This is a genomic window from Thermococcus celericrescens, assembly GCF_001484195.1.
GTDB classification, from domain to species: domain Archaea; phylum Methanobacteriota_B; class Thermococci; order Thermococcales; family Thermococcaceae; genus Thermococcus; species Thermococcus celericrescens.
Window position 1 is genome coordinate 49,186 of sequence record NZ_LLYW01000029.1, and the last position, 24,195, is coordinate 73,380.

The following is a 24,195-nucleotide window of genomic DNA, read 5'->3' on the forward strand; positions in this document are numbered from 1 at the left end:
GAGGCTTTCAGAAGAAAAAAGTAAACCTTATTAAGCTGACTAAACACATTCAGATGGAAATCTAAAGGAGGCGAAAGCCATGGTGGACATTGAACTGCTCAGGAAAGTTGTAGAGGCGCCAGGCGTTTCCGGCCACGAGTTTCTTGGAATAAGGGACGTCGTTTTCGAGGCCCTGAAGGACCACGTGGACGAGATATACGTTGACAAGCTCGGAAACGTTATCGCCCACAAGAAGGGTAACGGGCCGAGGATAATGATCGCGGCCCACATGGACAAGATAGGCGTCATGGTTAACCACATAGACAAGGAGGGCTACCTCCACGTCGTTCCCGTTGGAGGCGTTGACCCCAGAACCCTCGTCGCCCAGAGGATAAGGTTCTTCACCGAGAAGGGCGAGCGCTTTGGAGTCGTCGGCCACATACCGCCCCACCTCCAGAAGCCGGAGGACAGGAAAAAAGCGGCGGACTGGGATACCATAGTCGTTGACGTCGGCGCGGACAGTAAGGAGGAAGCCGAAGAGATGGGCTTCCGCGTTGGAACCGTCGGTGAGTTCGCCCCCGCCTTCGTTCAGCTCAACGAGAACAGGATTGCGACGCCCTACCTCGACGACAGGGTTTGCCTCTACGCCATGATAGAGGCCGCCAGGAGGGTTGAGAGCCACGAGGCGGACATCTACTTCGTCGCCTCCGTACAGGAGGAGGTCGGCCTCCGCGGTGCCAGGGTCGCGAGCTACGCCATAGACCCCGAGATAGGCATAGCCATGGACGTCACCTTCGCCAAGCAGGTCGGCGACAAGGGCAAGATAGTTCCGAAGCTCGGCGGCGGCCCGGTCATGGACGTCGGCCCGAACATCAACCCCAAGGTTCGCGCCTTTGCCGACGAGGTTGCCAAGAAGTACGGCATAGAGCTCCAGGTCGAGGCCAGTCCGAGACCGACGGGAACCGACGCCAACATAATGCAGATCAACCGCGAGGGCGTTGCAACGGCAGTCCTCAGCATACCGATACGCTACATGCACAGCCAGGTCGAGACCGCTGACCTTAGGGACATAGACAAGACCATCGAGTTTGCCAGGCGCTTCCTCGAGGAGCTTCGCGAGATGGACCTCACTCCGTGAGGTACTACTCAATAGCGATCCACTCAACACACACCAAAACAAACGCTGAGGGCATGATAACCGCTTCCCGCGTGATCAGGGGCCTTTTCTAATTTTTCCTGTACTTCTAACTCTTTGGAATTTATACAATGTTCCCAAAGCGTTCCAAGGAAAAAGTTTATTTTGTCCGGGGTTAACTTTGATATTGATAACGCAACAACGATTCAGAAACATCCGGCAACGGAGGCACCGCGATGATAGAAGTTGAGCTGAAGGGGTACGCCAACGATGACATTTTCGACCATGTCCGGGAGAAGTTCAAGCTCATGAGGCGGGAGTATCAGGAGGACACGTATTTCTCGCATCCCTGCAGGGACTTCAGCGAGACGGATGAGGCACTGAGGATACGGGTGAAAAAATTTAATGGACATTTTGAGGCGTTCTTGACGTACAAAGGACCCAAACTTGACCAAGAATCAAAAACCCGCCGGGAGATAGAGGTGCCAATAACCGACCCCGACGAGCATGAACAGATACTGAACTCCCTGGGTTTCCACGAGGTCATGACCGTTGTAAAAGTGCGGGAGAAGTACTACTACGACAAGGGGATAGTAATCACCCTGGACAATGTGGAAGGACTCGGCAAGTTCGTGGAAGTGGAGACCCTTGTGGAGAGCGAGGAGGAGATAGAACCCGCCGTAAAGAGACTTCGGGGTATACTCAATTCGATAGGGGTAACCAAACTCGAGAGAAGATCCTACCTGGAATTGTTGCTCGGGGGGAAAGGATGAGTAGAAGCAAACTCGACGAGTTCTTCAAGTCCCTTGGGGGTAAGGAGAATAAAAAATCAGACCTGGAGATACTTGATGAAATCGAGGATTCTTTAAAGGAGGGCAATATAGACCACGCCATACTCCTTCTCCGTGATATAAGCAAGGAGCACAATCTTTTCCTGGCCCTGAGAATGGTGCTCAGAGAAATCCTCTCAACAGGCAATCTCACTGGAAATAAGTCAGGAGCTATCTCCCCGAACGAGGCCGAGGTCAGATCCAGGATTAAGGAGATGACCCTCCTGGTGAACACTATACTTAACCCCCTGCACCGTGCGGTTTTAATGGCGGACATTGCCATCGCGTTTTACAAAATCAACGATGATTTCAGCGGGGACATGACACTCAAAGCTGCCATAGACCTCGCAATAAACAGCACGAACATACTAAAGGAGATAATACTCGGGCTCGTGAATCATGGCCTCCTTGACAAAGCGGGCTACGCGATGAATCTCGTCAAGGATCCAGAAAAGCTCGACGTTGTTCTGGTCCAGCTGGCAGAAAAGCTGTACCGAGAAGGGGACTTGGAAAAGGCAACGCGGGTTCTAAAGCACATAACACACCCATTCCACAAAGCCATGGCGCTTTACTCCATAGCCATGATAGAGGCAGATAGAAACAGGGAAGACGCCAAGAAGATACTGGAGGTAGCGTTTAAGGTGGCGGAGAAGATAAACGACCCTCACGCGAGGTTTGAAGTGAACATGAAGCTCTACGACTTAAAGCACACGCTCGAAGGCACCTCCGTCAGTCTGATGAGCGTCCTATCAGGCGAAGAAAAGCCTCAGGAGTGAGAACCGCCTCACCGAGCACGCCCCTTTTCCTCAGCTCGTGGGAAACCTCAAGGGCCGGCGGAAGCTTCACCCCGAGCTTTCTGAGGGTATCCGCCTCCTCCGCGACCTCCTCGGGGGTCCCCTGAAGGACTATCTCACCACGATCCATGACTATAACCCTGTCGGCGTAGCGGAGAATGTAGTCAGTATGATGCTCCACGAGGACGACGGTTATACCGTGCTCCCTGTTGAGAAGCGACACAAGGCCCAGAACCTCCCTCCTTCCCACGGGGTCAAGCTGGCTCGTCGGCTCGTCGAGGACTATTATTGACGGATCCATCGCAAGAACCGCCGCTATAGCGAGCCTCTGCTGCTGACCGCCGCTCAGGTTCGGCGGGAACTCCCCCTCAAGACCCCTCAGGCCAGTGACCTCGAGAGCCCACCGCAGCCTTCTGAGTATCTCATTCCGCTCAAGCCCCAGGTTTTCCAGACCGAAGGCTATCTCCTCCTCCACGGTCATGTTGAAGAGCTGGCTCTCGGGGTTCTGGAGGACGAGACCGACGACCGCGGAAAGCGTTGGGACGGGAGTTTCCTTCGTGTTGTACTCCTCCCCCGTCCTTGGGTCGGTAATAACCACATCGCCCTCGAACTCCCCCTTTATCGAGTTTGGGATTATTCCGTTGAGGGTGAGGCAGAGGGTGGACTTTCCGCCCCCACTCGGGCCGATTATCCCGAGGAGCTCCCCCCGCTTTACCGTGAAGCTGACGTCCTTCAGGGAATACCTCTCCGCCCGACGGTACCTGAAGCGAAGGTCCTCAACACTGATTACGTTCATCTGCCCCTCACCACCCTCGGAACGAGGAAGAACGTGCTTATAATGAAGACCAAGGTGGAGAATATCTCGAGCCTCCCTATCCACATGTGGAGGATGAGGAGCACCTTCATATCAACGGGCATGTAGGTTGAGGTTATCCCCACGCTCAGCCCAACATTGCCCTGGGCGGAGGCCACCTCGAAGAAGGAATCCACGAGGCTGGTTCCCATGCGAAGCATCGTGTAAACGGTTCCGAAAAGGAGCAGGGCGATGTAGGTTATCGTGAAGCTCATGACCTCCTGAATATCCTCCTCGGTGAACAGATAGCTGCCGACCTTGCGCTTTATAATGGCTCCCCTGGGGAGTATGGCCTGTTGAATCGTCCATTTGAGACTCTCGTACATCAGCGTGACGCGGATGAGCTTTATACCTCCGGCGGTACTTCCAGCTCCGCCGCCTATGACCATGAGGATTCCGATTATGAACTTGCCGAGCTCGGGGTACCTGCTGAGATCCGCTATGCCAAAGCCTGTGCATGTTATTGCAGAGACGGAGTGAAAAACCGCTTGGCGGAGGGAATCGCCCACGTTATCGCCCACCTGGATGAGGCTGTAAGCAGTTATCGCCACCGCGGGGATGAGGAAAATGAACATGTACCTGACCTGGATGTCCTCAAAGAAGGGCTTCAGGTGCTTGCTGACGAACATCCTGTAATGAACCGTGAAGTTGACGGCACCCATTATCATCAGGAATATCGTGACCGCCTCGATGGACGTGCTGTTGAAGTAGCCGATGCTGAGGTCGTGGGTGCTCATACCACCCGTCCCCAGGCCGGTCATGGAGTGGGTAACCGCATCGAAGAGGGGCATGCCGTTGATGTGGTACAGGTAAACGCCCACAACGGTCAGGACGGAATATATCTGGAAGATGACCTTGGATGTGTTAACTAGGTTGGGAAGGATTCTCTCGCTCCTGGCTTCGGCCCGGTAAAGCCTCGCAGCAGCCACCCCCGGACGTATGAGGACGGTAAGGGCAACGAGAACTATACCGATTCCACCGAGCCACTGCATCCAGGCACGCCAGAAGAGGAGGATATGGGGATAGCTCTCCAGATTGGTCATCATGGTGAGACCCGTACCTGTCCACGCGCTCATGCTTTCGAAGTAGGAGTCGATGAACGACATCTTGGCTATGGCCATGAAGGGTACGACGCTTATGGCGGAGGCAAAAAGCCAGGTGAACGCGGCCGAAACCATTGCCTGCCGGAGGTTGACGTCCTCAATTTTACCCATGTGCCTTGCCAGCCAGGCACCGAAGAGCACACAGAAAGTGCCCGGGAGGGCAAAGTAGATGACGTAGTTAATCTCCTCTGGATAGAACCATGCCAGCAGCACCGGGATGAGGTAGGCAATACCCACGCCCTGAAGGATTGAGCCGATGAGGTTCTTCACCACGAACAGATCGTCCGAGATGTTGATGTGCTTGCCGAGTTCCAGCATAGGCCCACCGTAGGGTTAGGGTTCGCACCAAATAAAAGGTTTTCCCGTGGAAAGGTTTAAGGGGCACGGTGCTCCCCCATTTATGGTGATAAAAAGTGGACGAAAGGGAGGCACTGATAAAGGCCGGCGAGATAGCCAGACAGGTCAAGAAGGAAGTTGCCGAACTCATAAAGCCGGGAGCAAAGCTCTATGACATCGCCGAGTTCGTTGAAAGGCGCATAGTTGAGCTTGGCGGAAAACCGGCGTTCCCGTGCAACCTTTCAATAAACGAGATTGCGGCCCACTACACACCATACAAGGGCGACGAAACCGTCCTCAGGGAGGGTGACTACCTCAAGCTCGACCTTGGGGTCCACGTCGATGGATACATAGCCGACACCGCCGTGACCTACCGCGTCGGGATGGAAGAGGACGAGCTGATGGCGGCCGCCAGGGAGGCCCTCGAGAACGCCATCTCCACGATCAGGGCAGGTACCAAGATAAACGAGCTGGGGAAGGCCATAGAGGACATCATACGCGGGAAAGGATTCAACCCGATAGTCAATCTAAGCGGCCACAAGATACAGCGCTACAAACTCCACGCCGGCATCAGCATACCCAACATATACCGCCCGGCCGATAGCTACGAGCTCAAGGAGGGGGATGTCATAGCGATAGAGCCCTTCGCGACCACCGGTGCCGGCCAGGTCATAGAGGTGCCGCCGGCGCTCATCTTCATGTACGTGCGCGATAGGCCCGTCAGAATGGCCCATGCAAGGAGGCTCCTCATGCACATCAAGAGGGAGTACAGCACCCTGCCCTTCGCCTACCGCTGGCTGCAGGACTTCATGCCGGAGGGACAGCTCAAGCTCGCCCTCGCCCAGCTCGACAGGGTCGGGGCCGTTTACAGCTACCCGATACTGCGTGAGGTCAGGGGCGGTACGGTCGCCCAGTTCGAGCACACGGTCATCGTGGAGAAGGACGGGGCGTATATAACCACCTGACTTCTCTTCTTTTCCATTCGGTACAGAGCCGTCGGGCATCTCTTTTCACGGTTGGGGCTGGAAAATACAGGAAAGTTCACATCACCACAACTCCTGAACTAGAATGGGAAATGAGGGGAAACCCTCGCGGGCTCGGCAGTTTGATGGCGCCGGGGCAGGGATTTGAACCCTGGTGGGCAGAGCCCACTGGATCTCGAGTCCAGCGCCTTCCCAGGCTAGGCTACCCCGGCGCGGTTGAGAGTTCATGATGGAGTTTTATAAATCTTTCCGCGAAAAATTTATTAATTTAAAGTTACTAAAATCCCGTTGAAAAGGTTTAAATTGAACGGCGCCCTAGTATATTATGAAGGAGGTGACAGCATGGTCGGTATTCTTGTGCAGGAAGTTATGACCGACAGGTTCCAGAAAATCGACATCGCCGCCCCGCTTTCTGAGGCGATCGGAATTTTTGAGAAGGAAGACCCCGACCTTATTCTGGTCTTCGACGAAAACCTGTACAAGGGAGTCCTGACACAGGACCTTATTATACGCTCCCACCTCAAGTGGGACCCAACCAAGGCCAAGGTTAGGGACGTGTACAAAACCGCCCCGGTTATAAAACCCGATGAGGACCTGAGCAGGGCCGCAAAGCTAATGATGGAGGTTGACCTGCGCTCCCTTCCCGTTGGGGAGAGCAAGGCTGAAATCATAGGTGTTATAAGCGACATAGAGCTTCTGAATAAGGTAGCGGAGGGCGATTTTGGAAAGAGGAAGATTGAGGAATTCATGACCAGGGACGTCATAACCCTCAAGCCCGACGACACTGTCGCGAAAGCCTTCGCCACGATGCGCGACCACGCGATATCAAGGATACCCATAGTGAACGAGGAGGGCAAGCTTGAAGGCCTGGTGACCCTCCACGACCTCATCATAAGGTTCATCAAGCCGCGCTTCAAATCCCAGTACGGAGAAGTCGCTGGGGAGAAGATACCCCCCTTCAGCATGCAGCTCCGCGACGTCATGATAAGGGGTGTTATCACAATATCGCCCAACGCAACGGTCAAAGAGGCCGTTGCCACAATGCTCGACAACGACATCGACGGACTGGTTGTCGTCAACGAGGACAACCGGGTAGTTGGCATCCTGACGGTCAAAGACCTCCTCCTGCCGATATCGAGGATGGTCGAGAAGGAGGCGAGGTTCTACCTCCAGCTGGGCGGAGACGCCGAGATACTCAGCGACTTCACCAGGGAAAGGATAATCGAGGACGTCAGGCGCTTCGTTGACGGCTACGAGGACCTCCTCGGCCAGGAGGGCATCATCTACCTCTACATAAGGCGCTTCAACGAGAAGTTCAGGGGGGTGCACCTCTACCAGGCCAGGATGAGGGTTGTGACCGACAGGGGCGTCTTCATAGCCACCGGCGAGACCTGGGGAGCGATACAGGCCGCCCACGATGCCCTGAGAGCCATAGAGAGGCAGCTACTCCAGAAGGCGGAGCTTGAGAAGGACACGCACTACTACAAGAGGTTTATAGAGAAGATGGGGCTGGGGTGATTTTACTCCAGTTTTTCATTTGTCTTTTTGGAAGCCGTTAACTGGAGTTACATTTTTCTTTTGAAAGCCTCGCCCTTCAGGACGGGGAGGAGGTCAGTGGCTGAATTCCCTCTCCAGTATCCTTCTCTGGCGCGGCTCCAGGGTCCTGAGGTTGGCCACCAGTATGATCGTGCCCCCAGCGCTGACTACCCGATCCTTGACGTTGAGCAGAAATTTAACGGCGTTCTCGAATCCGTTCTCGAGCATCAGGTACTCAAGGGCATCGATATAGATCAAACCGTACCCCTGGCCAATGGCACGGGTTATAAGATCGGTCAGGATATCTATCTTCGTCGGACCCATGGCGTAGATTGTCGGTGATTCCTCCAGCTTGCCTTCCTTCGCGCGGGTTATCCAGAACACCAGCGTGTTGGGGTGGATGTTCTCTTTCAGCATCCCCACGTCCTCACGGGTTATGAGTATGACGCCCGGTTTATCCCACACGTTTCCAAACCTGTGAACCACTTCCTCCCGTGTCGGGAACAGGTACGCCCCGGGAGGTATTTTCACGTCGGTAGGGGGCATCACTGGAGTCAGCGGGTAGAACACAAATTTCGTTGCGCCGGTAGCGGTCATTAATCTGAACACCGCCCCCATAAAAAAGCCAATCGGTGCGAACCACTCGATGAACCTGGTCACCGGGTAGGTCAAGTTGAGTGCCCCGAGAAGTATCAATCCCCATGGGAACATCATCTCGACCCAGTGGTGGGATACAACGTATTTTCTCAGGACGTTGCCAACGTAGATGAGCCCCCCACCGAAGGCAAGCGACGGTAGGATGGCCCGCGTTGTTGGATTGTTGAAAACATCCGTGGCCAGCAGGAGGAGCCATATGTAAGAGATCACTGAGAACAGGGAGATGTAAACCACGTGCTTAAGCCGGCTTTCCCCGTATTTCAAATGAACCGCTCCCCACATCAACAGAAACGCAATGATGAAGTTCGGAATCTTGGAGGCGATTGCGTAGGCATCCGGGTGCAGTATAATTCCCAAAGGTTCAAGGATGTAACTCTCAACGTCGAGGGCATCTATGAAAAACGCTGTCGTTAAGATGGCCCATCCCTTTTCCCGGGTCCTGTATGCCTTATAAAAAACGGCCACGAAAAGAACCCACCTCGAAATAAAGTTGAGGTAGGGAACGAAAGACTCACCGTTCATCTCGTCATCACCGTTTTCTCCTGCTTCACGGTGACAATGTGCCCCTGTGGCACATTTCTATCAACTATAACACCCGGCCCGATAAAAGAGTTACTTCCTATCTTTCTACCGGGGTAGATGCTGACGTTTATGCCCACCTTGACGTTGTGACCGATTATCGCACCGAGCTTGTGCCTGCCGCTGTCCTCGAGCTTGCCCTTAACCTCAACCTTCACGTTGCCCCTGTCGTGTCTGAGGTTAGCTGTTATCGTCCCCGCGCCCAGGTTGGTGTTCTCCCCGATTATTGAGTCGCCGACGTAGTTGAGGTGGGGTGCATTGCTGCCGTCCATTATTATGGAGTTCTTGACCTCCACCGCGTTGCCCACGTGACAGCCGTCTCCTATGCTGGTGGCAGGCCGTATGAAGCAGTTGGGGCCAATTCTGGAGTTCCTTCCTATCTTAACCGGACCCACGATATACGCGCCGCTCCGGACAACTGTGCCTTCTCCAATCTCAACCGGCGGGACTATCGTGGTCCCCGCCTCGACTATACCCCGTATTTCGTGCCTCAGCCTGTTCTTCAGGAGGTATTCGTTGAGCTCAAGGAGGTTCCAGGGCCTGCCTATGTCGTTCCAGTAGCCGGAGTAAACCGCGTATGCCACCCTTCTGCCCGCCCATATCATGAGGTTGAGGGTGTCCGTTATCTCGTACTCGCCGCGCTTGCTCACGGGGGTCTTCCCGATGAACTCGAAGACCTCGGGCTTGAATATGTAAACACCGAGGTTGGCGTAGCCGGAAACCTTCCCGGGTTTCTCCTTCACCCCGGAAACGAGGCTCCCCTCGACCTCGATCTTACCAAAGTGGCTGAGGTCATCGAACTCTTTAACTAGAAGGGCCGCGTCGGCCTTTTCCCTCCTGAAGACCCCTATCAAATCCTTTACACCCTCGATCTCAAAGTAAATGTCACCGTTGGCCACTATGAACTCCTCTTCCCCGATGTGCTTCCGGGCAGACTCTATTGCCTTGGCAGTCCCCTCACCGGGCAGTTGCTCGACGTAGGTTATCGGTTTGCCGTTGAACTCATCGCCTAGGGCCTTAATCAGCTTCTCCTTCTCGTAGCGAACAACGATGATGAACTCATCCACGAAAGGGTCGAGGTTCTCAAGAACGTACCCGATTATAGGTCTGTTGGCCACCTTGAGTATGACCTTCGGCCTATCATCCGTCAGCGGCCGGAGCCGTTCACCCTTTCCCGCGGCAAGAACAACAGCCTTCACATGACCACCCCCATCAGGTAAACCGCGATTGCGATTAAACCGAAGGACACGAGGAACGCCCGCCTGCCCACCGCGCCGGCAAGTTTGAGGAGAAGCTTCATCGTTACAAAGCTCACTACGAACGCCGCCAGGAACGCGGCGAAGAGCAGCGCGACGGGAAGCTCCGGATCCCATCCTCCCATGAAAGCGAGCTTCAGGACCAGGTACACGGGTGCCACCAGGAAGCTCAGCTCAAGGGCCCGCTTTACGTCCATACCGGTGCTCACAAGGCCGAGGAGAACAAAGCCACTCCTTGAGAGTCCTCCGATTAGGGCGATGCCCTGGGCCAGCCCGGAGATCACTGCATCCACCAGGGTGGCCTCGTCCTTTTTCTCCCGGATGCTGCTTTCGATCCCTTCAAGGGGTGCCCGAACGCGCGTACCAGCCAGGAGACCCACCAGAATCATCCCAAGGCCGGCGATCGCGTTTATCAGGTCGGAGGTACCGGGATTCACTGCGTCGGAAACCGTCTTCAGGACGGGGTACCCCACCAGCAGGGTGAACACGGAGGCGTAGATGAAGTACATCGTGTCCGAATCAAGACGTCTTTTAATCGCATTGTGGGAGCCGAGCGCTATCAGCTCCCTGAAATAGAAGAGGACAGCAAACGTCACACCTAGATAGGAGGGAACGAGATAATCTCCATACGATGGTGCAATAGCCCCTAGAAGGGCCGTGACGGAGTGACCCTCCGGACCGACCGGGAGCCAAGAGCCAAGCGCGATTATCATTCCGGAAATCAGCGGTGCAACGTAGTCCACAGGCGATATCATGGCAACCACAGAAGAATTTAAACGGCCTAAAACATAAACTTTTCGAGGGATTCGGATGAGGCTGACCGTGATCTACGAGAACCATGCGGGGTTCGTGAAGGGCCTCCTGGGCGGGCACGGATTCTCCGCCCTTGTGGAGCACAGGGGCAGAAGGGTGCTCATCGACACAGGAACCGACGGGGAGGTGCTTCTCAGCAACATGACCAAGCTTGGAATTGATCCGGGGGAAATAGACTTCGTCTTTATAACCCACGGGCACTACGACCATACTGGCGGACTGAAGGCGTTTTTAAATGCGCGGGAGGAGCCAGTGACGGTCATCGCCCACCCAGGAATCTTCCGGCGCAGGGTGGCACTGAAACCCCACAGGAGGGATATAGGAATCCCCTTTGACAGGGGGGAGCTTGAGGGGCTCGGGGCCGAGTTCATCCTGAAAGAAGAGCCCTTCGAGTTTGCGCCGGGACTCTGGAGTTCCGGGGAAATACCGCGGCGCACATGGGACAGGGCCGTTGGCTACGTTGAGGAGAACGGCCGCCTCATCAGAGACCCGGTCCCCGACGATATCGCCCTGATCATCGACCTGGGAGACGGGGTCGCCGTCGTCACCGGTTGCGGTCACTCTGGAGTTCTGAACATAGCGTGGCACGCGGAGGACGTTCTTGGAAAGCCGGTCAGGGCGTTGATAGGGGGACTTCACATAAGGGGTGCCAAAAAAGAGCTTCTCAATGAAGTCGTTGAGAGAATCGACGCCGAAAGGCTCTACGCCGGCCACTGCACGGGGCTGGATGAGTACGCATTCCTGAAGGCGGGGCTGGGCGAGAGGATTGAACCCCTCCACATCGGCAGGGTCATCGAGCTTTAGCGAACCTTTAAATACCCGGCCGAAAAGCTAAGCACCGCGAGAGAAAAGAGAAAATGAGAGGTGAGAGAGATGAAGAACCCCTTTGAAAAGATGCCGACGGTGCTTACCGCTGACGAGATTATCGATAAGGCCTTCAGGAGAGCGGAGAAGGCGGCCTCGGCCCTCACCCCCAAGGGCGGCCCCAGGGCCAAGGCCAGGCAGAGGGAAGAGCTGAGAATCAGAACGATCTCCAACGTCATCCGCGACAACCTGAAGAAACTGCTGGACAGGACGCCTGGAGTCTCGGAACTTCCTCCGTTCTACCGGGAGCTGGTTGATACGCTCGTTGACCGCGACCAGTTCCACCGCTCTCTGGCCCACGTCAACTGGGCAATAAAGACGATACGGAACCTTGAGCAGCGCTACGTCGAGAAGATACGATACTCGCGCGACCCGGATGAGATGTCAAGGCTCCGCAGGCAGTTCTACGGCCGCGTCGCCGACGTCATCAGGGACATCGCCGACGACCTTGAGTACCTCAACCAGGCCAGAAACGTCCTCAAAGACCTCCCGGTCGTTGATCTCAACCTTCCGACGGTCGTGATAGCAGGTCATCCCAACGTCGGCAAGAGCACGCTCCTCAGGGTGCTGACGAACGCCAGACCCGAGGTTGCCAGCTACCCCTTCACGACGAGGGGCATAAACGTCGGCCAGTTCGAGGAGCACTACCTGAAATACCAAGTCATAGACACGCCCGGGCTGCTCGACAGACCTCTGAGCGAGAGGAACGAGGTGGAGAGACAGGCCATCCTGGCGCTCAAGCACCTCGGAAAGGTCATCGTCTACATCTTCGACCCCAGCGAGTACTGCGGTTATCCGATAGAGGAGCAGACCCACCTGTTCGAGGAAATCTACGCCGAGTTCGGCGAGTTCCCCTTCATCGTCGTCCTCAACAAGGTGGACATAGCGAACGAGGAGAAGATAAGGAAGGTAGAGGAGTTCATCCGGGCCAAGGGCCTCGAACCCCTCAGAATCTCGGCGCTCAACGGTGAAGGCCTGGAAGAACTCAAAAAGCGCGTTATAGAGCTCGTTAAACCTATGGTCGAGGAGCAGGCGAAGAGGATAATGGAGAAGGAGCTGAGAAAATACCGGGAAGAGCTTGAGCTCTGACCCGCGCTTCTTTTATATCGTTAACCACCGTAAAGCCAGAGAAGTTAACGGTAGCGTAAAGTTTTTAGGGTTAACGGTACTTAACGGTAATCATGGATGTGAATGAACTTCTGACACTCATTCGTCAGGGGGAAAACGAGAGGATAGAGTTCAAGCGCAGGGCAACACCTGAAATCGCCAGAGAGATATGTGCCATGGCCAACGCCGACGGTGGCTACATTCTGATAGGTGTAAGCGACGAGGGCAATGTTTTGGGATGTGACATCAAAAAGGCCAGGGAAACGATATCCTCCTCACTTCAGAACGTCACCCCTCCTCTGCAGGTAAAAACCCACGCGCTTGAGATTGGTGGCAGAAACGTTCTTGTCGTAGAGGTTCCAAAGTCCCGGAACCTCTGCTCCATCGGTGGAGTTGCCTACATCAGGATAGGCTCTGGGATAAGGCCCCTTTCAATCCAGGAGATTCTCATGCTCTCCTCCGAGCTGGGGGCGGTTACCTGGGACGAGTTTCCAGCGGCCGAACTCCCGAAGATGAAGGAAGAATACGTTGAGTGGTTTTTCTCGGCGGTGGAGAAGGCAAGGGGCAGGCGTATCCCGAGGGAAGACTGGAGCCGCTACCTGAGGAGTGCAAAGGCGATTAAAGGGGACAAGCTGACGAATGCAGGAGCCCTGTTTTTCACCGATGTCGACGAGTTCATACCGCACGCAGGGGGCAGAATCGTCAAAATGGACGGAGAGAGACCCGTGTGGAGCAGGGAGTTCCAGGGGCCGGTATGGAAGGTTATAGATGGGATGTACGCGGAGCTCCTTTCCCAGTTCAGCACGATAGAAGTGGTGGTGGGAACAAAGAGAACCAAACTGCCTGAGTATCCCACAAGGGCCGTTAGGGAGGCTATAATAAACGCCTTCGCCCACAGAAACTACGCAATCCCCGCGGACGTCAGGATTTTCATTCATCCCGATAGGCTCGTAATAAGAAATCCCGGGGGCCTGATGCCGGGAGTGGACCTCGAAGACCCTGAACACGTGCCGAGGAACCCTAACCTGTGCGGACTTATGTACGATGCAGGCTACATCGAAAAGTACGGCTACGGCCTAAGACTGATCCGCGAGGAATGCAGGAAACACGGCCTCGTGGAGGTAGAGTTTAAGAGCAGTGCAAACCGCTTTGAAGTGGTCTTCAAGAAGAAAACTGACGAGCTTCTGGATGATACTGACAGAAAAATCCTTGAGTTTCTGACCGTTCCGAGGAGGAGCGGGGAGATAGCAGAATACGTTGGCCTCTCAAAGCCTGCCGTGTTAAAGAGGCTTGAAAAGCTCGAAGCCCTGGGCCTTGCAAGAGCCATAGGCAGAGGTGCCCAGAGAAGGTACGAGATGGTTCATCGTTAACCACCGTAAAGCCAGAGAAGTTAACGGTAGCGTAAAGTTTTCAGGGTTAACGGTACTTAACGGCAGCACTTAAAAGGAGAAAAGAATTCAGGCGCTCTCCTCCTTGATGAGAACGGCGTTGACGACACCGTCCTGGCCGGGCCTGCTGGTAACTATGGCCCTGCCGGCCTCGGTCTCGACGATGGCGCCCTTGGTGATTATGTTTCTCCTGACGTACTGCCTGTTGGCCGGGTTCTCAACGACGTTGAGTATCTTAACCTTCTTGCCCTTTCCGCCGTCGAAGACGTTGGCGTAGAGGGCCTCGATGAGCCTAACCTTCCTGTTTCCGCCGTAGGTCCTGATTATCTTCTTCTTCTCCCTGTCCTCGCCGACCTTGGTGAAAGCGGGCTCCCTTCCGAGCTCCCTCTTCCTCTTCTTCCTAGCGAGGATAATCCTTCCGCCCGAAGGCTTCTTGAGTGATCTTCCCTGCCAGATAGCCATTCTTCTCACCTCATGAGATTGATATTCACCGTTTACAACCTATCGCCACTTTCGGGGGTTCGTTTATAAGCTTTTCTGGCTCGCAGACTCAAAAAATTTAAAAGGCCCCTCCCCCATTACTCCAGCGGGTGGTGGAATGGGTGCGATAGACGCGTTCGTAAGGACCTTTTCGCTCATGGTGGAGGCCAAGAAACTCTACATTCCCGCGCTGATATTCTCACTCCTCCTCGCACCTGTAGCAGCTTACCTGCTACCGAGTGAGCCGTCCTTTGAAATCACCCCGAACCAGACCACCAGCGGGGATGTGATGATAGAGCAGTACGGCGGGGACGTGGAGGAAGAGTTCCTGGACTACCTCGCTCAGCTCGGAAAGGCCTTCGCGGTGATGATCCTCACCAGCACCATCATCGGCTCGATAGTCCAGTACGCCATCACAAAGGGGGTTCTCCTCCACGAGTCCGGGAAGGATTATTCGCTGGGTGAACTCCTAATCGACGGCCTCAAGCACCTGCCGGGCGTCGTTATCATAGAGCTGATCTTCATGGTGGTGGCCATCTCACTCGCCGCGGTCGCGCTGATACCCGCGGTTCTGGGGGCGCTGTTCCTCCCCTGGGGCGCGGTGCTGATACTAATCGGGGTTCTGCTCCTCCTGGCGGTACTGGCCATCACAACCAGCCTTACGGCCATAGCAATACCCCTCTACGCGGATAAGGGAAGGATAAGCGCGGCCTTTGAGGCATTTGGAATGATCTTCGGAAACGCCCTCTCCAGCCTCGCGTTCGGCGTGCTCCTCTGGGTGGGCGTGATAGCGATAACGATGGTCACGGGGCCTCTGAGCTTTGCGGCGGAGGTAATCCTCCCAGCGGGGATTGCCAGCTACGTCTCGCAGTTCCTCCAGGCCCCCTTCAACGCCCTCCTTCTGGAGTTCCTGTGCGTTGGAGGGGTTGTATTCTACAGGGAGATTCAGAAGATGGAAGAACTGAAAAAAGTTGACGAAGAGCTCATGAAGCTTGGAATTGAGATCTAACCCCCGTATTTCCTCTCTTTTGCGGCCTTAACGAGCCCGCGGAACACGGGTGCAGGGTTCATCGGCCGTGACTTGAACTCGGGGTGGAACTGTGTGGCTATGAAGTACCTCCTGTCCGGGAGCTCGAGTATCTCCATCCTCCTGCCGTCGTCCCCTGCCACTCCGCTGAAGACCAGGCCCGCCTTCTCAAACTCATCTATGTAGTCCGGATTGACCTCCCAGCGGTGCCTGTGGCGCTCGTAAACTATCTCCTTCCCGTAAAGGGCCCTGGCCATGGTGTTGGGTTTTATGTGGACGGGGTAAGCTCCGAGCCTCATCGTACCTCCGAGCCTGTCGAGGTCGCGTTGCTCCGGCATGAGGTCAACAACGGGATGAGGTGTCTGCGGGTCTATCTCGGTGGAGTGGGCGCCTTTCAGGCCGAGGACGTTCCTGGCGAACTCAACGACGGTGAGCTGGAAGCCAAAGCAAATCCCGAGGAACGGAATGTCGTTCTCCCTCGCGTAGCGCGCCGCCATCATTTTGCCCTCGGTTCCACGGGCACCGAAGCCGCCCGGGACGATTATTCCATCGACCCCCTCCAAAAGCTTGACACCGTGCTTTTCAAGCTCCTCGGCTTCTATCCAGCGTATCCTGACCTTGACGCCGTTGGCAACGCTGGAGTGCTTCAGGGCCTCCTTGATGCTCAGGTAGGAGTCCGAGAGCTTGACGTACTTGCCGACGACGGCTATCTCAACCGTGTCGGTGAGGGACTTGTATGTCTCAACCATAGCCCTCCAGGCATCGAGGTCTGGCTCCCTCTCAGGCAGACCGAGCCGCTTGGTGATGTACCTGGCCAGCCCCTCCTTTTCGAGCATCAGCGGTACCTCGTAGGTGTCCTCAACATCGTAGGCGCTGATCACAGCCTCGTCGGGAACGTTGGTGAAGAGGCTTATCTTCATTCTCGCGCTTTCCTCGAGAGGATCCTCCGAACGGGCCACTATCGCATCGGGCTGGATTCCAAGGGAGCGGAGCTCCTTGACGCTGTGCTGGGTCGGCTTGGTTTTCTGCTCTCCAACAACCTTGAGCTTCGGCACGTAGGTGACATGGACGAAGGCAACGTTCTCCCTGCCCTCCTCGATCTGCATCTGCCTCGCCGCCTCGAGGAAGGGCATGCTCTCGATGTCGCCGACGGTCCCACCTATTTCCACCACGACAACGTCGTAGTCCCTGGCGAGCCGCCTGATGCGGCCCTTTATCTCGTTGGTGATGTGGGGTATGACCTGAACCGTCGCACCGAGGTACTCTCCCTTTCTCTCCTTCTCAATGACGGCGGAGTAAACCTTGCCGGTGGTTATGTTGTGGCCAAAGCTGAGGCTCGTGTCGAGGAAGCGCTCGTAGTTGCCGAGGTCGAGGTCAACCTCGCCGCCGTCGTCGAGGACGAAAACCTCACCGTGCTGGTAGGGGTTCATCGTTCCCGCGTCGTAGTTGAGGTAAGGGTCGATTTTGATGTTCGTCGTCCTGAGGCCCCTGGCCTTCATCAGCATTCCCAGTGAGGCGCTGGTTATACCCTTCCCAAGACCGCTAACAACACCACCCGTGACGAATATGAACTTTGCCATGGCAAAACCTCCAGGGGTTATGTCGTTGGTTGATTGGTGGGTGCTTAAAAGCTTTGTCGAGGCTGGAATGAAAAGGCTTAAATAGACCCATCTCCACACCACCATATGATGTAATATGGAGACTCATAGCATAGAAATTGACAAGACGCTCAGAAGTAAGAAGTTCGTGGGTCTGCTCATCGCGGCCCTGCTCGTAACCTACGCCCTCCCGTTCCCTCTGATGAGCGGGTTCATGGAGAGCTACGGGAGAGTAAAGGAGATACTGAGGCTGATGAAGAAGGAGAACGAGGCCATAAACTGCCACGCGGTTTTCAACTTCAACCCCGACTTCTTTGGCGAGCATGGAATGAAATGCGACGAGACCTACTACCGCCCCAACGAGACAACCGTGAGCTGCTGCGGAATGCAGGTTTACATTTTTCTTCCGAAAGCCTCGCCCTTTAGGGCGGGGATGCAGTAAACCGTCCAACAACCCTTCAACAGAGAAAGCAAACTATTTTAAAACCCAAGAACAATACCATAACCCGAAATGAGGCGAGCAGTAACAGTCAAACTACAACCAAGCAAAGAACAAGAAAAAACACTCTTCGAATTAGCCGACATTGTAGCTAAAGTCTGGAACCGAGTGAATTATCTAAGACGCCAAGAATTCTTTGAAGGCAAGCCAGTGGACTTCAACAAAACTGAAAAAATAGTTTATGAAGAATACAAAAGAGAAATCGGCTCCGCAACAGTCCAGCAAATTTGCAGGAAGAACGCTGAAGCTTGGAAAAGCTTCTTCTCCCTCTTGAGGAGCAAGCGAAACAGAGAACTACCCGAATGGCTCAAGCCAAAACCACCAAACTATTTGAAAGAAGACGAAAAGAGGAAACCATTAATCGTCCTCAGAAACGACCAATACAAGATTGAAGGTAACAAGCTAATCCTCAAAGGTCTTGGCAAGTTCAAACGCCTCGAAATCCAGTTCAAAGGCAGAATACACTTCAAGGGCAAGCAAGGTCGCTTAGAAATCATCTATGACGAGGTAAAGTGGAAATGGTATGCGAAAATAAGCTTCACCGTGAAAGAAAAACTAATCAACGGGAAATGGACAAGTGTTCCAAGAACTCCAAAGGGAAATCTTAAGGCTGGAATTGACCTTGGAGTGAACAACTTGATGGCCGTTTATGTTGAAAACGGTGAAAGCTTTCTCGTGAACGGAAGACCGCTGAAAGCGATAGACTTCTACTTTCGGAAAGTTATTGCGGATTATCAGTCCAAACTCAACAAGTCTGGAGCGAAAACGAGTAGGAAACTCAGAATGCTCCACCAGAAGGCTAAGCTCCAAGCTAAGCATTACATTAACACGGCAGTTAGACAGACCGTTGAAAGACTTCATCGGTTGGGAGTTAGTGTAATTGTCGTTGGCTACCCAAAAGGCATAGCGAGAAATTCTAATGGGGGAGCGAGACAGAATTTCATTCTTTCTCACGTCTGGCGGTTCAATTACGTTATTAAACGCCTAAAAGAAGTTGCTGAGGAGTATGGTATTGTCGTTGAGGTTGTTGATGAGGCTTTCACTTCGAAAACTTGTCCCGTTTGCGGGAAGCCTCACGATGGGGCTCGCTTCCTTCGTGGTTTGTTTAAGTGTCCCGCAACGGGGCTTATCTTTAACGCGGACTTGGTTGGAGCGTTTAATATCTTAAAGAAGGTTGTGAGGACGATAACCGCGAGCCTCCCGGCTTTAACGGGAGGTAGGGGTAATTGGGGCAAGACCGTCCCAGAGGGGTTCTCCGAACCCTCTTCAAAGAGGGTGGTGAGGATTACCCCTCAAACCTCCCCGTCCTTGAGTTAGGGGGTTTCCTCGACGGAAACCCATCCTCTAGGGCGAGGAGGTCATCGAGACACCTACTGGAAGTACCTCCGTGCATCGAGCGAGATGAGGGAAAAACTTCCTCTGATGGGTATCTTCGCAGTGTGGGTATTTCTGACCCAGCTAGCCTTCAGCTACGCCCTTGTGGACGCGGCGGTGGAGCTGGCCAGGGGGAGAAAGAAAAGAGTCCTTGAATCCATCAAGGCCGGATTGAAATCTTTGCCGGCCCTGGTTGCCGCGGAACTTCTGACGTTCGTATTCGTTCTGATCGCCCTGATCCTCCTGGCGATTCCCATAGCGATCTTCGGCCCACTCGGCTCGTTCATGGCAGGGATAATAGCCACACCGGCCTTCGCACTCGTCCCGGTGTACTACTTCACGGGGAACGTGGGGGTCGCGGAAGAGATATGGCGCGTCGCCAGGGCCAACCCCGGCGGCTACTTCACCCCGGGGCTGGGCCTCTCGATTGTGGACGTCTTTCTGGTTCTCCAGTACGAATACTACATGGGGGCGCTGACGCTGCTCCTCCTGCTCTCCCTCGGAGCGGTACGGTACGTGATAAACAGCCTGGGCGCACTGTGGGTGTACGCGGAGACGGCTCCAGAAGAGGAAATTGAGGGGGAAACTTGATCACTCCCCAAGCTCCACGCCGTCCCCCTCATCCTCCTCGGTCAGCTCCCGTATCTCATAGACCTTGAGGGGAACCTTCTTGAGGGCCTTGCCGATGACGGCCTTGGCTATCCTCTCGGCGTGCTCGATGGTCTGGGCGTTGTACACCTTAATCGTGAGGTACATCCCCACGAGACCAACCGAGCCAATGACGAAGGCGCTCTCAAAGTGGGCCCCGCAGACGGGGCACTGGGAGTAGCCTATTTCAACCCTCACAAAATCGAGCTTCTCCTTGTTGAGCGCCTTGGCGACCTTGGAAACCGCAACGTTTATCGCGTCCTCACTGGTCTCGACGTCCCTCACGATTATGGGTGCCTCCAAAACGACGACGTAGTCTCCCATGGCTCTCACCTCAGCCGAAGGCAAAAAGTCTGTCATCCTCTCCCCTGAAAACGCCAAGCCTCACGCCGGCGTCGATAAAACCATGCGCGTAGTTGAGTGCCGCGAAAGCCGTCACGTAGTCGCCCCTCTCGTAGTAGTACCTGGCGTCGTTGAAATAGCTCCTCGCCATCGTCAGAAAATCCTCCGCAACGCCCCTAAGAAGGCTCTTCTCGTGGACGGCTATTTCAAGGGTTTTTAAAGCCTCTTCGGTGATTCTAAAGTACTTCTGAAGCTTTTCCTCGGTTATCTCCCGCCCCACCGGTCTCGCCTCACGGTTGGTTGGGATGGAGTCTTATAAACCTTATCGTCTCAGTTCACGCCCAAGCATAGCTCGACGTCGTGCAGGCAAACAAGCGTTTGGAAAAAGCTTGACCAAGAAACTCTGCCTTCGCAAAGTTTCATCAAAGTTCGTGATTCTTTTTTAGGGTGCTCTTTTGCAAGTGTTTGCATTCCCAAAATGCTTTTAGAGCTTGGAATTCCTTGTTGGGAGGCATTTGTTTTTGGGTTTACGTTTTTTCGCGCTCCGAAGGAGCGCTTTTTATAGGGAAACCCATGCCTTGTAGGCTTTTAAAAGCGAATTCCAGCTTAAAAGAGCTTTTTAGAGCGCAAACATATCTCAGAATAGCATTTGGAAGAAGAATCACAGACCTTGATCAAACTTCGCGAAGCAAGCTTTTGGGAAAAGCTTGACCAAAAGTTTGTAGCTCTTTGCATTGTCGCGTTTGGAAAAGTTTCGGTTTTCTTTCTCTTGAGAATCTGTTTTTAATAGAGAACAATGAACAAAATGCCAAGCTTATCAAAGGGGTTTACTTTTCCTCTGACGCCCTTTGGGTGTCTTTTTAGGGTTAAACCCCTTTACAATGAGTCCCTAAAGGAGCTCTCACTCAAAACACTTGATTTCAAGTAGAAAACCTCCCAAGAACTTGCACTTCAAGAAGGAGCTACAAACTTTGATGAAACTTTTGCTTGGCAAAAGTTTCTTATGGTGGGCCCGCGGGGATTCGAACCCCGGACCTTCACCGTGTCAGGGTGACGTCATAACCAGTCTAGACCACGGGCCCGCCCAGGGATGGTGGACCGGCCGGGATTTGAACCCGGGGCCTCCGCCTTGCCAAGGCGGCGCTCATACCAGGCTGAGCTACCGGCCCACTTCCATCGACGCCGTAATCACCTATCTGGGTGGGTTTATAAATTTTACGGTCGGTGTCCTCTTTCAGATGGGCATCGAAAAGCTAATATCCCCCTCCGCAGAATGTTCCATGGTGAGGACTATGGGCTTCGACCCGGTTTCAGAGGCAAAGAGGATTGAGAAAGAGATAATAGCCTGGAGAAGGGACTTCCACATGCACCCAGAGCTTAAGTACGAGGAGGAGAGAACTTCAAGGATTGTGGAGGAGCACCTCCGCGAATGGGGGTACAGGATAAAGCGCGTTGGAACCGGGATAATAGCCGACATCGGGGAGGGCGAGAAGACAATAGCCCTCAGGGCGGACATGGACGCCCTGCCCGTTCAGGAGGAGAACGACGTCCCCTACAAATCCCGCGTTCCAGGTAAGATGCACGCCTGCGGACACGACGCACACACGGCCATGCTCCTTGGAACCGCAAAGATAATCCCGGAGCACATTGATGAGTTCAACGGCAGGGTGAGGCTGATATTCCAGCCGGCCGAGGAGGGCGGCAACGGAGCGGTGAAGATGATCGAAGGGGGAGCCTTAGAGGGCGTAGATGCCGTGTTCGGCCTCCACGTCTGGCACGACCTCCCCAGTGGGGTCATCGGCATAAGGGAAGGCCCCGTCATGGCCGGCGCGGGCATATTCAAGGCACGGATAATCGGCGGGGGCGGACACGGGGCATCGCCGCACCAGACCGTTGATCCCATTCCGATAGCGGCGGAAACTATACTGGCACTCCAGACCATAGCGAGCAGAAACATCCCGCCGATTGAGACAGGGGTGGTCAGCGTTACGGCCGTACACGCCGGAACGGCCTTCAACGTGATTCCAGAGGAAGTCGAAATGAAGGGGACGATAAGGTTCTTCAAGCACGAGATAGGCGAGCTGATTCAGAGGCGCATGGGGGAGATACTCGAAGGCGTCACAAAGGCACACGGGGCTTCCTATGAGCTGTCAATTGAGGAGCTCGTTCCACCGACGGTTAACGATGGGAGCATGACAGAATTCGCCAGGAAGGTGGCCGAAAAGTACGGCCTGAAGCACGGAGACGTCGAGCCAACCATGGGTGCCGAGGACTTCGCCTTCTACCTCCAGAAAGTCCCCGGAACATTCCTGACGCTTGGAATCTACAATGAGGAAAAGGGGATAATCTATCCACACCACCACCCGAGGTTCGACGTTGACGAGGACGTGCTCCACCTCGGAACGGCGATGGAGGTCGCACTGGTGCGGGAGTTTCTCAGGTGAGGGATTTTCCGATTATCTCTACCTCCCTAATTTTTTGGACCCCAAAGCTCTCGACCCCTTTGGGAAGACCCGTTAAAACCCTCTCGCAGCCAAGAACCTTGGCCCTCTCCAGGACAGGCCTCACATCCTCAAGCCTACCCCACAGGAGCAGTGCCAGGCCGCCTCTGCCCGGGAGGTTTCGGAGAACGTAGTACGAGGCCCCGCTCCGTCCGCTCTCGACCGTGTGGTGAATTCCGGCGATATTGTCTTTGAACGCTGAAAAGAACATGCTGTACGAGCTCTGAAAGCGACCTGCAACCAGTTCGAGGTTTTTAACGTCTTCCCAACCGAATTCAGTGATTTCCGTTCTCCCGGCCCCTCCCGTGGGGACCCGCACGATCGTTCCTGAGAACAGCGCAACGCTGAAGCCGAGCCTCCCGTAGAAGCCCCTGGCAGCGTCATCCGGCTGAACTGTGAGAAGCCGGGCCCCTCTTTCCCCGGCAATCTCCTCGACGAACTCGATGAGCGCCCTTCCGATACCCCTGCCTCTGTAATCCGGATGAACCTCGATGACGTCAATGTGGGCGATTGGCATAAGCTTCCCTTTAATCGGCTCTTCAGAGAGGAGAACCTCTATCTCGCCTACGATTTCTCCGTTCAACTCCGCTACGGCAACCAGCTGGTTATCCAGCAGGAGGTTGTTGATGTGAATCGCGAGCGTCTCGGTACTCATCCAGGGCCCGCCCATAGAGTAGCGCCGGTAGAGATTGCCCGCCGGTTCTTCTCCGGCGGTGTGGAGCTTCACTATTCCAGCAACGTCGTCAAGGGTCGCCAAACGGATCATCATCGCCCTCACCCATGTAGCCGAATTCTTTAAGGATGTGAACTATGCCCTCCGCACCCCCCTCACCGTAGGTCCTTTTCGTCACGTAGTCCGCAGCTTTTTTCAGGCTCTCTGGAGCCTGGCCGACGGCAACGCGGTAGCCAACGGTGCGGAAGGCGTCCAGGTCGTTCTCTCCATCCCCGACGTGGGCAACTTCCCTGGGACTTATCCCGAGTATCTCACAGGCCTTTTCAATCCCCGTACCCTTGTTGATCCAGGGCTTCTTAACGTGTATCGCGAAGCCGGAATCCACCGCGATGAGGTTCAGCCCGAGTTCCTTTATAATCTCCCGGACCGCCTCGACTGGAATCGTTCTCATAATCACAAGCCCGGCCTTTCTCTCCGGCATCGAAAAGCTCATGACGGCCTCCGGGTAGCGCCTCTTTATCTCGCTCCAGAGAATCCACTCTTCGTCCATCTTCGTCAGGTAAACTCTCTTCCTCAGCCGTCCGTCCTTTATGGACAGCGCGCCCCCGTCCTCCGCGACAACCGGTCCGCTGGTGCCTATCATTATGGCCATGGCCTCCGCGAACGGTACCGAGTTGCCGGTGACGAGCATGACCGAGACACCCAGACTCTCGGCGAGCCGTATTGCCCTCAAAGCGTTCTCACTGAGCCGCCTATCGGGATAGGTTATAGTACCGTCTATGTCAAGCGATATTGCCCTCACCCTCACTCACACCACCGAAAAAAGTTGAGAAAACCCGA

Annotated in this window: 24 protein-coding genes and 3 tRNA genes; 13 read left to right on the top strand and 14 right to left on the bottom strand. The window is 54.7% G+C overall.

All coding sequences use genetic code 11. From position 1 onward, the window contains the following. The first annotated feature begins 79 nt into the window (after nucleotides 1-79). From APY94_RS08405 to APY94_RS08415, 3 genes are all read left to right on the top strand, one after another. Nucleotides 80-1,117, top strand: coding sequence for a lysyl aminopeptidase (locus APY94_RS08405; protein WP_058939205.1), 1,038 nt, complete (start codon nucleotides 80-82; stop codon nucleotides 1,115-1,117). 233 nt (nucleotides 1,118-1,350) lie between these two features. Beyond that, nucleotides 1,351-1,887 carry a class IV adenylate cyclase gene (gene cyaB, locus APY94_RS08410; RefSeq protein ID WP_058939206.1) on the top strand — a complete coding sequence of 179 codons (537 nt, stop codon included), beginning with the start codon at nucleotides 1,351-1,353 and terminating at the stop codon, nucleotides 1,885-1,887. Further along, entirely contained in the window at nucleotides 1,884-2,720 is an 837-nt protein-coding gene (locus tag APY94_RS08415) for a hypothetical protein (protein ID WP_058939207.1), read from the top strand. The genes cyaB and APY94_RS08415 overlap by 4 nt, the downstream gene beginning before the upstream one ends. Here the strand turns inward: APY94_RS08415 and APY94_RS08420 are convergent. Both APY94_RS08420 and APY94_RS08425 read right to left on the bottom strand, forming a co-directional pair. Beyond that, entirely contained in the window at nucleotides 2,674-3,534 is an 861-nt protein-coding gene (locus tag APY94_RS08420) for an energy-coupling factor ABC transporter ATP-binding protein (RefSeq protein ID WP_058939208.1), read from the bottom strand. The two genes, APY94_RS08415 and APY94_RS08420, sit on opposite strands and share 47 nt — an antisense overlap. Continuing rightward, on the bottom strand, nucleotides 3,531-5,012 hold the full coding sequence (locus tag APY94_RS08425) for a TrkH family potassium uptake protein (RefSeq protein ID WP_058939209.1): 1,482 nt from the start codon (nucleotides 5,010-5,012) through the stop codon (nucleotides 3,531-3,533). Before APY94_RS08425 ends, APY94_RS08420 begins: the two co-directional genes overlap by 4 nt. 95 nt (nucleotides 5,013-5,107) lie before the next feature. Here APY94_RS08425 and map point away from each other — a divergent pair, with 95 nt between their 5' ends. After that, nucleotides 5,108-5,995 carry a type II methionyl aminopeptidase gene (map, locus tag APY94_RS08430; RefSeq protein WP_058939210.1) on the top strand — a complete coding sequence of 296 codons (888 nt, stop codon included), beginning with the start codon at nucleotides 5,108-5,110 and terminating at the stop codon, nucleotides 5,993-5,995. A gap of 144 nt (nucleotides 5,996-6,139) precedes the next feature. Here map and APY94_RS08435 read toward each other — a convergent pair. Continuing rightward, a tRNA-Ser gene (locus tag APY94_RS08435) sits at nucleotides 6,140-6,225 on the bottom strand. A gap of 130 nt (nucleotides 6,226-6,355) precedes the next feature. Between APY94_RS08435 and APY94_RS08440 the strand changes: the two genes are divergently transcribed. After that, on the top strand, nucleotides 6,356-7,531 hold the full coding sequence (locus APY94_RS08440; RefSeq protein ID WP_058939211.1) for a CBS domain-containing protein: 1,176 nt from the start codon (nucleotides 6,356-6,358) through the stop codon (nucleotides 7,529-7,531). Nucleotides 7,532-7,624: 93 nt separating this feature from the next. Here APY94_RS08440 and APY94_RS08445 read toward each other — a convergent pair whose 3' ends face one another. From APY94_RS08445 to APY94_RS08455, 3 genes are read right to left on the bottom strand one after another with little or no spacing between them, the layout of a single operon-like run. Further along, nucleotides 7,625-8,728 carry a DUF835 domain-containing protein gene (locus tag APY94_RS08445; RefSeq protein ID WP_058939212.1) on the bottom strand — a complete coding sequence of 368 codons (1,104 nt, stop codon included), beginning with the start codon at nucleotides 8,726-8,728 and terminating at the stop codon, nucleotides 7,625-7,627. Further along, nucleotides 8,725-9,984 (bottom strand): bifunctional sugar-1-phosphate nucleotidylyltransferase/acetyltransferase, encoded by a 1,260-nt coding sequence (gene glmU / locus APY94_RS08450; RefSeq protein ID WP_058939213.1) that lies wholly within the window; start codon nucleotides 9,982-9,984, stop codon nucleotides 8,725-8,727. The genes APY94_RS08445 and glmU overlap by 4 nt, the downstream gene beginning before the upstream one ends. Then, the gene (locus APY94_RS08455; protein ID WP_058939214.1) at nucleotides 9,981-10,796 is read right to left on the bottom strand and encodes an undecaprenyl-diphosphate phosphatase; all 816 of its coding nucleotides are present in this window, start codon (nucleotides 10,794-10,796) and stop codon (nucleotides 9,981-9,983) included. Before APY94_RS08455 ends, glmU begins: the two co-directional genes overlap by 4 nt. A gap of 55 nt (nucleotides 10,797-10,851) precedes the next feature. On the opposite strand from APY94_RS08455, the gene APY94_RS08460 reads away from it, so the two are divergent. The 3 genes from APY94_RS08460 (at nucleotide 10,852) to APY94_RS08470 (ending at nucleotide 14,195) form a co-directional block, all read left to right on the top strand. Beyond that, the gene (locus APY94_RS08460) at nucleotides 10,852-11,658 is read left to right on the top strand and encodes an MBL fold metallo-hydrolase (protein WP_058939215.1); all 807 of its coding nucleotides are present in this window, start codon (nucleotides 10,852-10,854) and stop codon (nucleotides 11,656-11,658) included. 69 nt (nucleotides 11,659-11,727) lie between these two features. Further along, the gene (locus APY94_RS08465; protein WP_058939216.1) at nucleotides 11,728-12,807 is read left to right on the top strand and encodes an NOG1 family protein; all 1,080 of its coding nucleotides are present in this window, start codon (nucleotides 11,728-11,730) and stop codon (nucleotides 12,805-12,807) included. A 92-nt stretch (nucleotides 12,808-12,899) separates the two neighbouring features. Then, on the top strand, nucleotides 12,900-14,195 hold the full coding sequence (locus tag APY94_RS08470; RefSeq protein WP_058939217.1) for an AlbA family DNA-binding domain-containing protein: 1,296 nt from the start codon (nucleotides 12,900-12,902) through the stop codon (nucleotides 14,193-14,195). A gap of 87 nt (nucleotides 14,196-14,282) precedes the next feature. Here the strand turns inward: APY94_RS08470 and APY94_RS08475 are convergent, their stop codons facing one another. After that, nucleotides 14,283-14,675 carry a 30S ribosomal protein S8e gene (locus APY94_RS08475; RefSeq protein ID WP_014012277.1) on the bottom strand — a complete coding sequence of 131 codons (393 nt, stop codon included), beginning with the start codon at nucleotides 14,673-14,675 and terminating at the stop codon, nucleotides 14,283-14,285. Nucleotides 14,676-14,811: 136 nt separating this feature from the next. On the opposite strand from APY94_RS08475, the gene APY94_RS08480 reads away from it, so the two are divergent. Then, nucleotides 14,812-15,702, top strand: coding sequence for a DUF4013 domain-containing protein (locus APY94_RS08480; RefSeq protein WP_058939218.1), 891 nt, complete (start codon nucleotides 14,812-14,814; stop codon nucleotides 15,700-15,702). On the opposite strand, the gene pyrG is transcribed toward APY94_RS08480, so the two are convergent. Beyond that, nucleotides 15,699-17,300, bottom strand: a complete 1,602-nt coding sequence (pyrG, locus tag APY94_RS08485) for a glutamine hydrolyzing CTP synthase (protein ID WP_058939219.1) — start codon at nucleotides 17,298-17,300, stop codon at nucleotides 15,699-15,701. The genes APY94_RS08480 and pyrG overlap by 4 nt on opposite strands. A 115-nt stretch (nucleotides 17,301-17,415) precedes the next feature. Between pyrG and APY94_RS08490 the strand changes: the two genes are divergently transcribed. The 3 genes from APY94_RS08490 (at nucleotide 17,416) to APY94_RS08500 (ending at nucleotide 19,782) form a co-directional block, all read left to right on the top strand. Next, on the top strand, nucleotides 17,416-17,760 hold the full coding sequence (locus APY94_RS08490) for a hypothetical protein (protein ID WP_058939220.1): 345 nt from the start codon (nucleotides 17,416-17,418) through the stop codon (nucleotides 17,758-17,760). Nucleotides 17,761-17,829: 69 nt separating this feature from the next. Beyond that, nucleotides 17,830-19,134, top strand: coding sequence for an RNA-guided endonuclease InsQ/TnpB family protein (locus APY94_RS08495; RefSeq protein ID WP_058939221.1), 1,305 nt, complete (start codon nucleotides 17,830-17,832; stop codon nucleotides 19,132-19,134). Nucleotides 19,135-19,218: 84 nt separating this feature from the next. Further along, on the top strand, nucleotides 19,219-19,782 hold the full coding sequence (locus tag APY94_RS08500; RefSeq protein ID WP_058939222.1) for a hypothetical protein: 564 nt from the start codon (nucleotides 19,219-19,221) through the stop codon (nucleotides 19,780-19,782). Here APY94_RS08500 and APY94_RS08505 read toward each other — a convergent pair whose 3' ends face one another. From APY94_RS08505 to APY94_RS08520, 4 genes are all read right to left on the bottom strand, one after another. Beyond that, entirely contained in the window at nucleotides 19,783-20,163 is a 381-nt protein-coding gene (locus APY94_RS08505; RefSeq protein ID WP_014012281.1) for a DUF555 domain-containing protein, read from the bottom strand. Nucleotides 20,164-20,173: 10 nt separating this feature from the next. Beyond that, the gene (locus APY94_RS08510) at nucleotides 20,174-20,461 is read right to left on the bottom strand and encodes a DUF357 domain-containing protein (protein ID WP_058939223.1); all 288 of its coding nucleotides are present in this window, start codon (nucleotides 20,459-20,461) and stop codon (nucleotides 20,174-20,176) included. 724 nt (nucleotides 20,462-21,185) lie between these two features. Then, nucleotides 21,186-21,263 (bottom strand) — tRNA-Val (locus APY94_RS08515). A gap of 9 nt (nucleotides 21,264-21,272) precedes the next feature. Further along, a tRNA-Ala gene (locus APY94_RS08520) sits at nucleotides 21,273-21,350 on the bottom strand. A 123-nt stretch (nucleotides 21,351-21,473) separates the two neighbouring features. Here APY94_RS08520 and APY94_RS08525 point away from each other — a divergent pair. Then, the gene (locus APY94_RS08525; protein ID WP_058939224.1) at nucleotides 21,474-22,625 is read left to right on the top strand and encodes a M20 metallopeptidase family protein; all 1,152 of its coding nucleotides are present in this window, start codon (nucleotides 21,474-21,476) and stop codon (nucleotides 22,623-22,625) included. Here the strand turns inward: APY94_RS08525 and APY94_RS08530 are convergent. Together APY94_RS08530 and APY94_RS08535 are read right to left on the bottom strand one after the other, a co-directional pair. Continuing rightward, on the bottom strand, nucleotides 22,618-23,451 hold the full coding sequence (locus APY94_RS08530; protein WP_058939225.1) for a GNAT family N-acetyltransferase: 834 nt from the start codon (nucleotides 23,449-23,451) through the stop codon (nucleotides 22,618-22,620). The two genes, APY94_RS08525 and APY94_RS08530, sit on opposite strands and share 8 nt — an antisense overlap. Then, nucleotides 23,426-24,163 (bottom strand): phosphoglycolate phosphatase, encoded by a 738-nt coding sequence (locus tag APY94_RS08535; RefSeq protein ID WP_058939226.1) that lies wholly within the window; start codon nucleotides 24,161-24,163, stop codon nucleotides 23,426-23,428. Before APY94_RS08535 ends, APY94_RS08530 begins: the two co-directional genes overlap by 26 nt. Between the last annotated feature and the right edge of the window lie 32 nt (nucleotides 24,164-24,195).